This window comes from Amycolatopsis magusensis, assembly GCF_017875555.1.
Lineage (GTDB): Bacteria > Actinomycetota > Actinomycetes > Mycobacteriales > Pseudonocardiaceae > Amycolatopsis > Amycolatopsis magusensis.
Genome location: NZ_JAGGMS010000001.1, coordinates 1,045,811 through 1,060,061 on the forward strand (window position 1 = coordinate 1,045,811; position 14,251 = coordinate 1,060,061).

13 protein-coding genes are annotated in these 14,251 nt (G+C 69.1%); 6 read left to right on the forward strand and 7 right to left on the reverse strand.

The features are described 5' to 3' along the window. Window positions 1-140: 140 nt before the first annotated feature. A complete protein-coding gene (locus tag JOM49_RS05010; protein WP_209663180.1) occupies window positions 141-1,115 on the forward strand; it encodes an NAD(P)H-quinone oxidoreductase in 975 nt (324 codons plus the stop codon). Window positions 1,116-1,121: 6 nt separating this feature from the next. Here the strand turns inward: JOM49_RS05010 and JOM49_RS05015 are convergent, their stop codons facing one another. Then, window positions 1,122-2,321: a cysteine desulfurase-like protein gene (locus JOM49_RS05015; RefSeq protein WP_209663181.1), complete on the reverse strand. Its 1,200-nt coding sequence runs from the start codon at window positions 2,319-2,321 to the stop codon at window positions 1,122-1,124. A 91-nt stretch (window positions 2,322-2,412) separates the two neighbouring features. Here JOM49_RS05015 and JOM49_RS05020 point away from each other — a divergent pair, with 91 nt between their 5' ends. From JOM49_RS05020 to glfT1, 5 genes are all read left to right on the forward strand, one after another. Continuing rightward, entirely contained in the window at window positions 2,413-2,973 is a 561-nt protein-coding gene (locus JOM49_RS05020; RefSeq protein WP_209663182.1) for a bacterial proteasome activator family protein, read from the forward strand. 207 nt (window positions 2,974-3,180) lie between these two features. Beyond that, a complete protein-coding gene (locus JOM49_RS05025) occupies window positions 3,181-3,999 on the forward strand; it encodes a class I SAM-dependent methyltransferase (protein WP_282770777.1) in 819 nt (272 codons plus the stop codon). Window positions 4,000-4,044: 45 nt separating this feature from the next. Further along, on the forward strand, window positions 4,045-4,995 hold the full coding sequence (wzm, locus tag JOM49_RS05030) for a galactan export ABC transporter permease subunit Wzm/RfbD (RefSeq protein ID WP_209663183.1): 951 nt from the start codon (window positions 4,045-4,047) through the stop codon (window positions 4,993-4,995). A 9-nt stretch (window positions 4,996-5,004) separates the two neighbouring features. Further along, the gene (gene wzt, locus JOM49_RS05035; RefSeq protein ID WP_209663185.1) at window positions 5,005-5,820 is read left to right on the forward strand and encodes a galactan export ABC transporter ATP-binding subunit Wzt/RfbE; all 816 of its coding nucleotides are present in this window, start codon (window positions 5,005-5,007) and stop codon (window positions 5,818-5,820) included. Between the two features lie 2 nt (window positions 5,821-5,822). After that, window positions 5,823-6,722 (forward strand): galactofuranosyltransferase GlfT1, encoded by a 900-nt coding sequence (gene glfT1 / locus JOM49_RS05040; protein ID WP_282770775.1) that lies wholly within the window; start codon window positions 5,823-5,825, stop codon window positions 6,720-6,722. 1 nt (window position 6,723) lies between these two features. Here the strand turns inward: glfT1 and JOM49_RS05045 are convergent, their stop codons facing one another. The 6 genes from JOM49_RS05045 to JOM49_RS05070 form a co-directional block, all read right to left on the reverse strand. After that, window positions 6,724-6,954: a hypothetical protein gene (locus tag JOM49_RS05045; protein WP_209663186.1), complete on the reverse strand. Its 231-nt coding sequence runs from the start codon at window positions 6,952-6,954 to the stop codon at window positions 6,724-6,726. Window positions 6,955-7,073: 119 nt separating this feature from the next. Beyond that, window positions 7,074-7,337 (reverse strand): hypothetical protein, encoded by a 264-nt coding sequence (locus tag JOM49_RS05050; RefSeq protein ID WP_209663187.1) that lies wholly within the window; start codon window positions 7,335-7,337, stop codon window positions 7,074-7,076. 106 nt (window positions 7,338-7,443) lie between these two features. Next, the gene (locus tag JOM49_RS05055) at window positions 7,444-7,716 is read right to left on the reverse strand and encodes a hypothetical protein (RefSeq protein ID WP_209663188.1); all 273 of its coding nucleotides are present in this window, start codon (window positions 7,714-7,716) and stop codon (window positions 7,444-7,446) included. Window position 7,717: 1 nt separating this feature from the next. After that, the gene (locus tag JOM49_RS05060) at window positions 7,718-12,205 is read right to left on the reverse strand and encodes a DUF6531 domain-containing protein (RefSeq protein ID WP_209663192.1); all 4,488 of its coding nucleotides are present in this window, start codon (window positions 12,203-12,205) and stop codon (window positions 7,718-7,720) included. Between the two features lie 65 nt (window positions 12,206-12,270). Then, window positions 12,271-13,755, reverse strand: a complete 1,485-nt coding sequence (locus JOM49_RS05065; RefSeq protein WP_209663193.1) for a hypothetical protein — start codon at window positions 13,753-13,755, stop codon at window positions 12,271-12,273. 11 nt (window positions 13,756-13,766) lie between these two features. Next, window positions 13,767-14,201, reverse strand: coding sequence for a hypothetical protein (locus JOM49_RS05070; RefSeq protein ID WP_209663194.1), 435 nt, complete (start codon window positions 14,199-14,201; stop codon window positions 13,767-13,769). Between the last annotated feature and the right edge of the window lie 50 nt (window positions 14,202-14,251).

Genomic DNA, 14,251 nt, shown 5'->3' on the forward strand with positions numbered 1-14,251 from the left:
CGGCTACCGAGATGCGCATCACTTTCAGCTGTTTTCCGGTGGCGGTCAAGGTGCATTGGTAGGATTTCCGACAGTCAGCGTTTCACCTTTGTTTACCGGCGCCGGTAACGAATTGACATGACGGGTTTATGGTCGGCGGTATGCACGCGATCACGATCAGCGAACCAGGCGGACCCGAGAACCTACGCTGGAGCGAGGTCCCCGACCCGGAACCAGGCCCCGGCGAGGTGCTGGTGGAGGTCGCCGCGAGCGCGGTGAACCGCGCCGACCTCATGCAGCGGCGCGGTCTGTACCCGCCGCCCGAGGGCGCCAGCGAAATCATGGGCCTCGAATGCTCCGGGGTGATCGCCGAACTCGGCGAGGGCGTGGAGGGCTGGGCCGTCGGCGACGAGGTCTGCGCGCTGCTCGCCGGTGGCGGTTACGCGGAGAAGGTGGCGGTGCCCGCCGGGCAGCTGCTGCCGGTGCCGGGCGAGGTCAAGCTGGTCGCGGCGGCCGGGCTGCCCGAGGTGGCCTGCACGGTGTGGTCGAACGTGGTGATGCACGCGGGCCTGGCCGAGGGCGAGGTGCTGCTCATCCACGGCGGCGCGGGCGGTATCGGCACGCACGCGATCCAGGTCGGCAAGGCGCTCGGCGCGACCGTGGCGGTCACCGCGGGCTCGGCCGACCGGCTCGACCGCTGCCGCCAGCTCGGCGCCGACGTCGTCATCAACTACCGCGACCAGGACTTCGTCGAGGTGCTGAAGGCCGAGACCGGCGGCGCCGACGTCATCCTGGACAACATGGGCGCCAAGTACCTCGGCAAGAACGTCGACGCGCTCAAGCCGGACGGCAGGCTGATGGTGATCGGCATGCAGGGCGGGGTCAAGGGCGAGCTGAACATCGGCCAGCTGCTCGGCAAGCGCGCCAGCGTGACGGCGCTCGGCCTGCGCGGGCGGCCGGTGGAGAACAAGGCACGCATCGTCAGCGCGGTCCGCGAGCACCTGTGGCCGCTGGTCGAGCGCGGTACCGTCGCGCCGATCGTGGACCAGGTGCTGCCGCTGGCCGAAGCGGCCACCGCGCACCGGACCCTGGACGAGGGCGGCGTGTTCGGGAAGATCCTGCTGTCCCGCTCGTGAACCGGCTCAGCGGAGTTCTTCGAGGACCCGCACCAGCTGGTTGATCTCGAAGACGTTGGAGTAGTGGGCGAGGCCGATGCGGACCGCGCCGCCGACCTCGCCCACCCCCAGCGACGCGAACACCCCACCGGTGCCGTCGTCGGCGAACGCGCAAAGTCCTTGCGAGGCAAGGTATTCGGCCACTTCGGGCGCCTTCTTGCCGGCCACGGTGAAGGCCAGCGACGGGATGCGGCGCATGGCGTCACCGATCACCATCACGTGCCGCAGCGAGCGCAGTTCCGTGCTCAGCTGGGCCAGCAGGCCGGCGTGGTACGACTTCGCCGACCCGAGCGAGGTGACCAGCTTCTCCCGCCGCGAGCCGATCGCGGCATCGTCCAAACCGGACAGGTAGTCCACCGAGGCGACGAGCCCGGCGAGCAGCGGGTAGGCGTGCGGGCCCAGTTCCAGCCGGGCGGGGCCGCGGGCGCCCGCCTCCAGCGAGACCGACGGCAGCCGCTCCAGCAGTTCCGGATCGCGGAAGACCAGCGCGCCGACCGCGGGACCGCCCCAGGCCTGCGCCGAGACCACCATGATGTCCGCGCCGAGCGCCTGCAGGTCCAGCGGCACGAACGGGGCCGCGTAGGTGGCGTCGACCACCACCAGCGCGCCCACGCGCTTGGCGAACTCGATGATCGTCGGCACGTCCGGGCGGGTGCCGACCGAGCCGGAGGCCAGCGTCACGGTGACGACCTTGGTGCGCGCGGACACCAGGTTCTCGTACTGCCACGCGGGCAGTTCACAGGTCTCGATGTCGATCTCACCCCAGCGCACCACCGCGCCGACGCGCTTGGCCGCGCGCCACCACGGCGCCAGGTTCGCCTGCTCGTCGAGCCGGGACACCACCGCTTCGTCGCCGATGGTCCACCGCTCGGACAGCACGTCCACCAGTCGCTGGAGCAGCACCGAGGCGCTCGGCCCGAGCACCACCCCGGCCGGGTCGGCGCCGACGAGGTCGGCCACCGCGCGGCGGGCCGCCGAAACGATGCTCTCCGCACGCTGTGAGGCCGGAAAAGCGCCGCCCGGCCCGGAAACCGGCGCACGCATCGCCGTCGACACCGCCGAGGCCACCTGTTCCGGTACCAGCATCCCGGCCGCGCCGTCGAAGTGAATCCAGCCGTCACCCAGCGCGGGGAACAACCCACGAATCCGAGCGACGTCGAAGGCCATGGGCACACGGTACGGAGCCCGGGAACCACGGTGTGCTCCGGGGTTGGCCTGCGAACCGCGTGACCAGCCACGGACCGCTAGGCTCGGGACCATGACCGAGCCGAATACCCCGAAAGACACGAACGGCGAGTCCGCCCAGCACGTCGTGGTGGTCGGACCAGACGGGTCCCCGGTCGGCACGGCCAGGATCGCGCCGAGCGAGGAAGCCGAGCAGAACGAGACCGTCGGCGACCTCGTCGAAGAGCCCGCCAAGGTCATGCGCATCGGCACGATGATCAAGCAGCTGCTCGAAGAGGTCCGCGCGGCACCGCTGGACGACGCCAGCCGCAACCGCGTCCGCGAGATCCACGAGACCTCGGTCAAGGAGCTGGAGCAGGCGCTGGCGCCGGAGCTGCGTGACGAGCTGGAGCGCCTGGTCTCGCCGTTCACCGAGGACTCCACCCCGACCGACGCCGAGCTGCGGATCGCGCAGGCACAGCTGGTCGGCTGGCTGGAAGGCCTGTTCCACGGCATCCAGACCGCGTTGTTCGCCCAGCAGATGGCGGCCCGCGTGCAGCTCGAGCAGATGCGGCGCGGCCTGCCGCCGGGCGCGTCGGCCGCCGGCGGCGACCACCCCGGCCCCGGCATCAGCGGCACCGGCCAGTACCTGTGACTCCACGGGCGCGCGGACCGGCTTCGCGCGCCCGTGAAAACGGTCCAATCAGGCGATCTTGAAACGACTCCACGCCCCCGGGTAATAACGCCTGCCGGTTCACGCCGTGTCCTCGCCTGCGTACACTGCGCCTTTCGGCGCGGCCTAGGCATCGGGGCGAATTGGGGGCCCCACCAGCCGAGCCTGCCAACGAGGGAGGCCCACGCGGTGCTCGACAGAATCCACCACCTGCTCAGAGGCGAAAACGTTCGCCGGTCGGTGCGCGACAAGTTCATCCGCGCCATCGCCGAGGCGATGGAACCGTTCCAGCACGAGCAACGCGAACGGCTCGACCGGCTCGAGCACGAACTGCGCCAGGACGCCAAGCACGCGTTCGACCGGTTGGTGGAATTCGAAATCCGCAGCAGGCGGGACATCGTCTACGCGGCCGACCAGGAAGCCGCGATCGAGGCGAACCGCTTCGTGCGCAACCACATGCCGACCGCCCCGCACTTCGGCGACCCGCACGCGACGCTGGAACACGCGCTCTCGCTGGCGCCGGCCGAGGGCATGGCGCTGGAGTTCGGCGTCTACACCGGCACCACGCTGAAGATCATCGCCGCCGCGCGGGCGGGCGGGGTCTACGGCTTCGACTCGTTCAAGGGCCTGCCGGAGGACTGGCGCAACGGGTTCCCGGCGGGCACCTTCACCGTCGACGGGCTGCCGGACGTCTCCGGCGCGGAACTGGTCCCCGGCTGGTTCGACGAGACCCTGCCGCAGTTCCTCGACGACCACCCCGGCCCGGTCGGCTTCCTCCACGTGGACGGCGATCTGTACAGCTCCGCGAAGACCGTGCTCGACCTCGTCGGCCCGCGGCTGGTCGAGGGCAGCATCGTGGTCTTCGACGAGTTCTTCAACTACCCGGGCTGGCAGCGGCACGAATACCGCGCGTGGATGGAGTACGTCGGCGAGACCGGCGTCGAATTCACCTACGAGGGTTACACCTACTCGGACGAGCAGGTCATCGTCCGCATCGGCGGGCGGTGAGGGCTGGTCTCGGTCAGGTGAAGCCCGTCGGTACCCTCGTATCTCGTGCACGCCACCAGCACCATCGAACAGGTACCAGCGCCCCCGCCTGCCTCCGACAGCCGCACGTTCAAGCGGGCCATCGGCGATCTCCGCCAGGGCTACGCCAACCGTGAGCTGTGGAGCCACCTCGGGTGGCAGGACATCAAGCAGCGCTACCGCCGCTCCGTACTCGGCCCGTTCTGGATCACCATCAGCCAGGGTGTCATCGCGCTCGGCCTCGGGGTCCTGTACGCGGTGCTGTTCGGCGCGCCGGTGGCGACCTTCTTGCCCTACGTGGCGACCGGGCTGATCGTCTGGACGTTCATCAGCGGCTGCCTCACCGAAGGCATGGAGTGCTTCATCAGCAACGAAGGGCTGATCAAGCAGCTGCCCTCGCCGTTGTCGGTGTACGCCCTGCGCACGGTGTGGCGCCAGATCCTGATGTTCGGCCACAACATCATCGTCTACGTGATCATCATGCTGATCTACGTGGGCACGCTGAGCGGGCCGTACACGCTGACCGGCAACGGCACCTGCGGCGGCGCGAACGCCGCGTGGACCTGCCACCCCGGCCTCGGTCTCGACATGCTGCTCGCCATCCCCGGCTTCGTGCTGGTCGCGGTGAACGCGGGCTGGGTGACCATGCTGCTGGGCATCATCTCCACCCGCTTCCGCGACATCCCGCAGGTGATCAACGCGCTGGTCCAGCTGCTGTTCTACCTGACCCCGATCGTCTGGCCGCTGGACCAGGTCAGCGCCGTCGGCGGCAACCGGCACCAGCTGGCCGAGACCGTGCTGCCGATCATCCAGCTCAACCCGATCTACCATCTGGTCCAGGTGGTCCGCGCGCCGTTGCTGGGGCAGCACCTCAGCGTCTACAGCTGGCTCGCGGTCGCCGGGATGGCGATCATCGGCTGGGGCCTGGCCCTGGTCGCGATGCGCAACTACCGTGCCCGCGTCTCCTATTGGGTGTGACAGGAACTAATGGTCAGCATTGAAGTTCGCAACGCCTACGTCGACTTCCCGATCTTCGACGCGAAAACGCGTTCGCTGAAGAAGAAGGTCATCGGGAAGGTCGGCGGCAAGATCGGGACCGGGAGCCGGATCCCGATCATCGAGGCGCTGCGCGACGTGACGATCTCGCTCTCCGAGGGCGACCGGGTGGGCCTGGTCGGGCACAACGGGGCAGGCAAGTCCACCCTGCTGCGGCTGCTGTCGGGCATCTACGAGCCGACCCGCGGGTCGGCCAAGGTGGTCGGCAAGGTCGCGCCGGTCTTCGACCTCGGTGTCGGCATGGACCCGGAGATCTCCGGCCTGGAGAACATCATGATCCGGGGCCTGTTCCTCGGCATGACGCGCAAGGAGATGGAGAAGCGGGTCGACGACATCACCGAGTTCACCGAACTCGGCGACTTCCTGCAGATGCCGCTGCGCACCTACTCCACCGGTATGCGCGTGCGCCTGGCGCTGGGCATCGTCACCTCGATCGACCCCGAGATCCTGATCCTGGACGAGGGCATCGGCGCGGTCGACGCGGCGTTCATGGCCAAGGCGCGCGACCGGCTCAAGGACCTGGTCCGCCGGTCCGGGCTGCTGGTCTTCGCCAACCACTCCGACGAGTTCCTCGCCGAGTTCTGCGATACGGCGATCTGGATGGACGAGGGCGAGGTCAAGCAGCAGGGTCCGCTGCGGGACGTCCTCACCTCCTACAAGGGCCGCGACCCCTTCCAGAGCCTGAGCCAGGAGACGCTGGAGCGGATCGGGCAGGCCCCGGTCCTGAGCGGGAACGGCGGGGAGTAGACGTGGAGCAAGCGCTGGCGGCGGGTTCGGTGGTGGCCGTGGTGGTCACGCGCCACCGGCGCGAACTGCTCGCGGACTCGCTGAAGATCATCGCTGCCCAGACGCGGCCGGTGGACCACCTGGTGGTCGTGGACAACGGGCCGGACCAGTCCGCCGAAGACGTGGTCGCCGGGTTCCCGCTGCCCGTCACCTACCTGCCTTCGCACCGGAACCTCGGTGGCGCGGGCGGGTTCGCGCTGGGCATGCTGCACGCGCTCTCGCTGGGCGCGGACTGGGTGTGGCTGGCCGACGACGATGGCAGGCCGGGTGACGAGAACGTGCTGGCGGTGCTGCTGGAGGTCGCCGAGCGGCGCAACCTCGCCGAGGTCTCGCCGGTGGTGACGAACATCGAGAACCCGGACAAGCTGGCGTTCCCGCTGCGCCGCGGCCTGACCTGGAAGCGCTCGGCCGCCGAACTGGGCGAGGACTTCCTGCCCGGCATCGCCTCCCTGATGAACGGCGCGTTGTTCCGTGCGTCCACTTTGGACGTGGTGGGCGTCCCGGACCTGCGCCTGTTCTTCCGCGGCGACGAGGTCGAACTCCACCGGCGGCTGGTGCGCTCGGGGTTGCCGTTCGGCACCTCCCTGCGCACCACCTACCTGCACCCGGACGGTTCGGACGAGTTCAAGCCCATGCTGGGCGGGCGGTTCCACGCGCAGGACCCGTCGAACGAGGTGAAGCGGTACTACACCTACCGAAACCGCGGGTACCTGCTGTCACAGCCGGGAATGCGGAAGATCGGCGCACTGGAGATCGTGCGGTTCGGCCTGTACTTCGTCGGCGTGAAGCGGGACCCGAAAGCCTTCCTGCAATGGCTGAAACTGGTACGCCAGGGACGGCGGGAACACTTCTTCCGCTACTGATTCAAAGCGCGTACGGGTACAACGAGAAACCCTCTGCTTTCACGGCGATCCACTGCCCCGGCAGTGGATCGCTTTTCGTTTCCACGGTCACCACGGAATTCCCGAGTCGCAACGCGTACAACTCGTCGCCGAGGGCGGTCTCGACCAGGCCGATCAACTGCCCGGTCGAGATGCGCGGCGCGCTCGCCACCGTCGGAACGACTTCCGCCACTTCACCGATCTCGATTTCCACGTCGACTTCGCCGTTTCCGGGAGGCGGGCCGGAGCCTGCCCAACGAGCCACCGCGGAACCGTACGGCGAGTCGAACCGGACAGTTCCGTCCTCATCGGCCGACCGGATCGTGACCCTCATCAGCGGCGTTCGCCGCGCAGGGCGAACTGCTGCGGTAGTACCCCGGCGTTCCACAGCGCGTCCAGGTGGTCGAGCAGGCTCATCAGGTCGGCATCCCGGAGTGCGCGTAGTTCGGCCGAATCCTCCGCCGGATCGTCGAAAACGAAGTCGGGGGCCAGCGGCGGGCCGGTGGACGAAGCGTAGCGGCGGCAGTTCGCGCACCACACGTACGACATCGCCACCTCGCGACGGCCGTGGTGGTCGTACAGGTACCGGCGCGCCACCGGTTCGCGGTCATGACCGGCCGGTCCTCCGGTTGTACTCCGCCAGCATCCGCTGACCGTATTCCTCGGCCTGCGCCTTGGTTCCACCGCCACCATTTTCGGATCGCTAGGGCGCGCCTCGCAGCGAAACACCGGCGACGACGTGTTCCAGGCCGTCGCCGGTCAAGGTGAGCTGGCCGCTTTCCGACGGGTGCAGCTCCGGCACCGGCTTGCCGTAGAACAAGATCCCGTCCACGCGGAGCCGGACCTCCTGCCCAGCTGCCTCCGTGAACACGTCGCCGACCTGGATCGGGCCTTGGTAACAACGACCCGCCAGCCGAACCGACTCCCCGTCGGCAACCGGATCACCACGCAGTTCGACGAACTCGATGGGTCGCAACCTAACCTCCTGTGGCCCTTCGGACGAATTCCGCGATCTGCGAGTCCGTCATCGGCGTTCGCTGGTGCAGCCAGGCATCCAGCTGCTGCTTGTCGGTGATCTGCCGCGGCACGGACACCCCCATGTCGTTGAGGATCTCGCGGGCCTGGCTGACCGGGATGGTGTGGCTGGCCCGGCCGGCGAACTCGCTGGGCGGGATGTCCAGCGGCACCTCGTTCTCCAGCGACCCCAGTGATGCTTCCAGGCGTGGCACGCCTGCCACGTCGTCGGGGGTCGCGATGTGCACGATCCCGTTGCCCCACTGCTCCGATTCGGTCGCGAACGCCGTGGCCACCGCGGGGTCTGTCGACGTCGGCGTGACCCCGATGCGCTGCATGTTCGGACTACCCCCGTAGCCCTCGGTGCTGCCGCGGAACAGGTGCGGGTCGCAACCGGCCAGGCCCAGCGGATCGACCTGGGCGGTGGGGTTGTGCACGTAGGACTGCGGGTTCGGGCCGGGAGTGAGACCGAGTGGGTCCACGCTCTGGTACTGCCCGCTGTCCGGGTCGTAGTACCGGTGGTAGTTGTAGTTCAGCCCGGTTTCCGCGTCGTGGTACTGCCCGGGGAAGCGCAACGGCACCGACACGCCGCCCTCGTCGCCGGACAACTGCTTGCCCCACAACGTGGTGGTGCTGCGCCAGGCGAGTTCGCCCGCCGGGTCGACCAGTTCGGCGGGTGAGCCGACCAGGTCGGTGACGATGGAGTAGAACCGCTGGTCCACGGTCTGGGAGTCCAGCTCGGCGACGCGCTCGACCTGGCTGACCGGGCGGAAGGTACCCGGCACGTAATCCCAGGTGGTCGACCGGTTCCGGACGCTCTGCTCGGCCAGGGTGGCCCCGTCCCAGGTGAAGTCCACCTGCTCGGCGACCGTGCCGTCGGCACCCAGTTCCTGCTTGCTGATCCGCCTGCCGAGGGCGTCGTACCGGTAACGCCACCGCGTGCCGTCCGGCGTGACCACCCCGGTGAGCCGGTCTTCGACGTCCCACTCGTACTGCCACACGTCGGGCTTGGCGGACAACCGCTTCTTGCTGCGCACGACCACCCGGCCCTGCGCGTCGTGGCCGTACCGCACCGAACCCGCCGCCTGCGCGCGAGAGCCTTGGTAGGTCCGGGGGCCCTGAGCGTCCGCGTCGGCCCCGGGCCAGGCCGCCTCAGCCAGGTTGCCGGCCGCGTCGTAGGCGTACCGCTCGACCCAGTTGGCGCCCGTCACGCCCGTCACCCGGCCGGTGGAGTCGACGTCGAACCGGCGCGTGCCGGACAGCGCGTCCTCCACCTCGCGCAGCGCACCGTCCGCGGCATAGGCGTACCGGCGTTGCTGGATGATCCTGGCCTGGTTGTGCAGACCGCCGCGCACGGTCGAGACGGTCTGGCCGACCAGGTGATCGCGGCCGTCCCATTCCTGGGCGATGATCGTGCCCGTGTCCAGCAGCCGCTCGATCTCCCGGCCGGCCGCGTCGTAGCCGAAGTCAACGGAGTGCCCGGCCGTGCGCAGCTGGGCCGGACGCCCGGTTTCGTCGTACTCCCACCAGGTCTCCACCCCGGCCGGCGTCGAACGGTGGCGCCGCCGCCCGAGTTCGTCGAAGTCGGACCGCACGGTGCGGCCGTTCACCGACTCGGCGACCACCGAACCGAGTGGATCGCGCTCGAAGGTGACCACCGCGTCTTCGTTGACCGCCCGGAGCATCCGGCCCGCCGGGTCGAACTCGAAGCTGGCCAGCGAGCCACTGTCCGTGCTGCGCTCGACCACGTTCCCGAGCAGGTCGCGCCGGAACCGGACCGTCTCGCCCATCCCGTTGGTCCGGCTGATCAGCTGGCCTGCCGCGTCGTACGAGTAAGTCAGGGTGCGACCGCTGAAGTCCTCCTCACCGACCAGGTTGCCCGCCGCGTCGTAGCGGTAGCGCCAAACCAGGCCCTGCGGGTTGGTGACCGCGGTCAGCCGCAGCTCGGAGTCGTAGGAGAACCGGTGGACGTTGCCCGCGGGGTCGATCGTCGCGGCGGGCAGGTCCAGGTGCGTCATCTGGGTGCGGGTGATCCGGCCGAGCACATCGACGTGCTCCACGCGGTTGCCCTCACCGTCGTGCCGCCAGTACTCGGTGCCGCCGTCGGGGAAGGTCCGCGACGCGACGTTCCCTTCCACGGTCCAGCCGTACCGGGTGGTGTTGCCGTTGGCGTCGGTCACCGCGGCGATCCGCCCGAAGGGGTCCCGGACGTAGGTCAGGGTCGCGTTGCGCGGATCGGTCAGCACCACCGGCAAGCCCGCCGCGTTGGTCAGCACCCGCTGCGACGCCCCGCTGGGATCGGTGCGGGAGACCAGGTGGCCGCGTTCGTCGTAGGCGTAGCGCGTGACGGCACCGACCGGGTTGACCACCGCCAGCAGGTTCCCGCGCTCGTCGTACTCGCGCCGCCAGACCGAGCCGTCCGCGCCGGTGAGTGCGGTCACCTGGCGGAGTTCGTTGTACTCGGCCCGGAGTTCGGCTCCATCCGGCCTCGTCACCGCGACGACGTCCCCGGATTCGCCATAGGTGAACCGCTGGGTCCGCCCGAGCGCGTCGGTGCGGGACACCAGCCGCCCGGCCCGATCCCACTCCTGCCGGGTTTCGTGGCCGAGCGGATCGACCTGGCGCACCAGTTTGTTCAGCTCGTCGAAATAGTAGGTGGTGTGCTGGCCGAGTGAATCGGTTTCCACGGTCATCCGGGCGGCCGGGTCGTACCAGATCGTGCCGGCGAGGGCGTTGCCCGAACCCTCGGTGCGGACGCACCGGCCGGAGGCGTCGTAGTGGTAGCCGTACCACTCGCCGTTCCGGTCGACCCACTTGGTCATCCGGCCGTCCCGGTCGTACTCGAAGTCCATCGAGCGGCCCGACGAGTTGATCACCGTCGTCAACTGGCGGACCTCGTTGTACTCGAACCGGACCAGATCGAGGTCCCGCTCGGCGGCGTGGTCGCGAAGCCGCAGTGCGGAGACCAGTTCCCCGGCGGTTTCGACGCGTACTTCGTACCCGCCGGTGTGCCGTACCGCGCACACCGTTCCGCCCTCGTAGTCGAAGTCGATCCGCTGGTCGTTCCGGTCGGTGACGGCGGCGATCTTGGCCACGCCCACTTCGACCGCCGGGAAGTGCAGTGTCCGCCCCGTTTCCGGCATCGTGATCGTGTATCCGCCGGCCTCGGTCATGCGCAGCGGCCAGCGACTCCCCGCCGACGGCAGCACCCCGGAGCCGTCCCGCGCCGGCAGGGGGTAGACCAGGATGACCCCGTCCGGCCCGGCGTAGCAGGCACCCCGTTCGTCGATCTCCAGTCGTTGGTCCAAAGTGGACGACCACGAACCGCCGAACAACCGGCCCGCCCGGTAGGACGAAACGTGCGTGCGCTCGAGCACGAGCGGCAGCAAGCCGGCGAGGCGGAGGTCGGTCTGGACGAGGAACATCTCCCCGGTCGCCAGGTCCACCGGTTCCCGGCCACCGCAGCGGCCGATCGGCTGTTCCGCCCGGTCCACCGGGTTCGACGCGTCACCCCGCAACGACCCGTCCGGATTCTTGGCACTCGGTGAGGTCCCGCTCGAGGGACTGGTGTCCACCCCGTCAGGAGTTGTGTCCGTGCTGGACGGGGTGGTGTCCGGGGAGTTCGGGGTGGTGTCGGGGCTTTTCGGTGGGGTCTTGGCTGACGAGGGTGTGGTGCCGCCGCCTGGTTTGCTGCCTTTGCGCAGCATTTTCGACAGTTTCTCGATGATCTCACCGAGCTTGTCGATGATCTTGCGGATCTTCGGCGAGACGTTCCCGATGGTTTTGACCAGCTTGCGGATGAAATCGCTGATCTTGCTGATCGTCTTCGTGATCGCGGTGGTGGCCTGCACGGCGATCGCCGGGGTCGCGAAACCCAGGGTGGCGGCGGCTTCCAGGGCCCAGGCGATCAGTTTGCCGACCAGCTCCGCGACCAGGTCACGCACGAACTCACGGACGGCCGCGACGACCGTGCCCATGATCATCACACCGGCCGAGATGCCATCCGCCAAGGAAGCCGCGCCTGCCAGGGCATCTGCCTGCTCGGCCGCCGCGCCGCGGTAGGCGTCGGCGCCTTCACCTTGCCAGCCTGCGGTGCCGTTGTTGATCTCGTTGCCCAGGTCGCCGGCGATCGCGTTGACCTCGGCCGCGACATTCGCCCACGTCTCGGAGAAGGACTGGATCACCGGCGGGTCGCCCGCCAGCCAGTCCAGGGCTTCCTTCAACGGCTGGACGTGCTCGATCAGCCACGAAACACCGTAGGAAGCGAGCGTGCCGATGGGATCGACCACCATCGACAGCACTTCCAGGCCGACGCCGACCGCCCCCAGGCCGGCCTCGACCCACGAACCGTCCGAGACGCCGTTCGCCAGGTCCACCGCCGACTCGGCGATGCCGATGCCGGTGACCCCTGTCGTCTGCGATTGGGCCTGCGCGACCAGCGGATTGCTCATCCGATCCGTCCCCCTTCAGCGACACCTGAAGGGTACGACGGCCGGAAGGGTGCTCCCGGTTCCCGTTACTCGCCGATCACCGGGGGCGCGGTGCGCTGGTCGGTGCCGAAGATCTCGTCCGGGTCGCCTTCGAGCAGGTACGCGGGCCGCGTGTGCTCCTGGTCCTCTTCGCCCTGACCACCACGGCCACCGGCACCACCCATGCCGCCGCCCATGCCGGCCCCGCGGGCACCGGCACCACCGCCGGGACCACCCATGCCTCGACCGGCGGCTTCCGCCGCGCCGACGCCACCCGGCTTCGCCATGCCCGCGCCGGAGGACGCGCCCGCCCCGGCACCGCCGCCACCGGGGCCGAAGCCACCGCCACCGCCGGCACCACCGCCACCACGGCCGATCTTGCTGTTGTAGTCAGCGGCACCACCGCCGCCACCACCGGGACCGAACTGACCCATGCCGCCCATCGGCATCGGGGCGTACGGGCTGGTGGTGGTCGGGTTCAGGTTGCCGCCGCCGGTGTTGGAGAAGTTCGGCGGCTGGTACCCGGCCAGGTTGGTGTTCGACGAGAGTGAGCCCGCGCCGATCTTGGAGCCGTCCTGCAGTTGCGCCGGGGTGCCCACGGAACCGCTGCCGCCACTGCCGACGCCGGACCCGCCACCGATACCGGAGCTCCCGCCGCCCGGGATGCTGCCCGCCGGGCCGCCGTCGAACCCGGAACCGCTGGTGCCGTCGTTGCCGTTGCCGCCGGGCGGGGTGACCGAGCCGCCGCTGCCGTCGTCGAACTTCGGCGGCTCGGCGAACACCGGCTGCTTCGAGGCGGCCTCGTACAGCTCCTTGTCGTACGCCGACATCACGCCGGCGGCTTCGGAGTGCGCCTGCTGGCTCTGGTTGTACGTGTCGATCGAGTTGTTGATGTTCGAGATCAGGTCGAGCGGGTTGCTCCCCCACTTGTCCATCTCGGTGTTCCAGTCGAACGGGATCTCCTCGGGCATCTTGTTCTTCGCCCGGGTGGCCGCGTCCGCCTGCTGGAACATCACCTCGGAAGCCAGTTTGGCGTTCTCCGAGTTGCCGTCCGACCAGGTCGCGAGGCTGCTGAAGTACTTGCGCGCGGAGCTGGCGCCCTCGCCCTCCCACGTGCCCATGGACTTGCTGACCGCGTCACCGAGCGAGGTGGCGAAGTCCTTGAAGTCCTTGTGCAGCTGGTGGTAGGCGTCGGAGACCTGGACGATCTGCTCCGGCTTGAGGTTGTTGTTCACGTACCCGGAGATCTGGGCGTGGTCGTGCCCGAGGTAGTCCGCGTCCGACGGCTTGAGGCCCTCGACGTACTGCACGTCGCTGCCGGACGACAACGTCTTGACGTTCTGCTCGCCCATCTTGTCGGCCTCGGCCTGGGCCTTCTGCCTGGCCTGCATCTCCAGGATGGGGCCGAGCAGCCAGCTGTCGTTCGGCACCCCGTTGGCCGCTTGCTGCTGCAGGTAGGCGTCGCGCTGCGAGGGCGACATCTCCTGCAGCTGCTGCGGCGTCTTCGGCGCTGCGGGGGTCGGCGTGGTCATCTCGGTTCCCCTCAGGCGTTGTAGGTGGCCACGTCGGACTGGGCCGTCGATTCGGTCTCGTCGTAGATGCCCGCGGCGCGCTGCAGCGCCTCGGTGGCCTGCACGAGCACCTGGTCGAACTGCTGGAGCACCACGTTCGCCGAGCCCGCCTCGTTGTCCGCGCCCTTCTGGTCGTGCGCGGCCACGGTGTGCCCGTAGTCGTGGCTGCCGAGCTGCGGCACCTGCTTGAGGGCGTCGTTGAAGACCATCTGCGCCTTGAGGCGGTCGCGCATCTTGGTGATCGAGTCGATCATCCCGTGGACCGCGCCCTCGTCGATCTTGAACCCGCCCGACTTGGCCGCGTCGACCAGCTTCTGGGTCTCGGCCTTCGTCGAGGCGATGGCGTCGGCGTTCATCGAAGCGGCGAGCGGCTTCAGGCTGGAGAACGAGCCTTCAGCGGGAATCATCCTTGCCCCAACTCCTCAGTACGACAGCTTGCCCACCGGGATTCTACTCA

Excerpts from the sequence above, each read along its gene's own strand:
- JOM49_RS05010 (WP_209663180.1), top strand. The coding sequence starts at position 141 with ATGCACGCGATCACGATCAGCGAACCAGGCGGACCCGAGAACCTACGC.
- JOM49_RS05015 (WP_209663181.1), bottom strand. The coding sequence starts at position 2,321 with ATGGCCTTCGACGTCGCTCGGATTCGTGGGTTGTTCCCCGCGCTGGGT.
- JOM49_RS05020 (WP_209663182.1), top strand. The coding sequence starts at position 2,413 with ATGACCGAGCCGAATACCCCGAAAGACACGAACGGCGAGTCCGCCCAG.
- wzt (WP_209663185.1), top strand. The coding sequence starts at position 5,005 with ATGGTCAGCATTGAAGTTCGCAACGCCTACGTCGACTTCCCGATCTTC.
- JOM49_RS05060 (WP_209663192.1), bottom strand. The coding sequence starts at position 12,205 with ATGAGCAATCCGCTGGTCGCGCAGGCCCAATCGCAGACGACAGGGGTC.
- JOM49_RS05065 (WP_209663193.1), bottom strand. The coding sequence starts at position 13,755 with ATGACCACGCCGACCCCCGCAGCGCCGAAGACGCCGCAGCAGCTGCAG.
- JOM49_RS05070 (WP_209663194.1), bottom strand. The coding sequence starts at position 14,201 with ATGATTCCCGCTGAAGGCTCGTTCTCCAGCCTGAAGCCGCTCGCCGCT.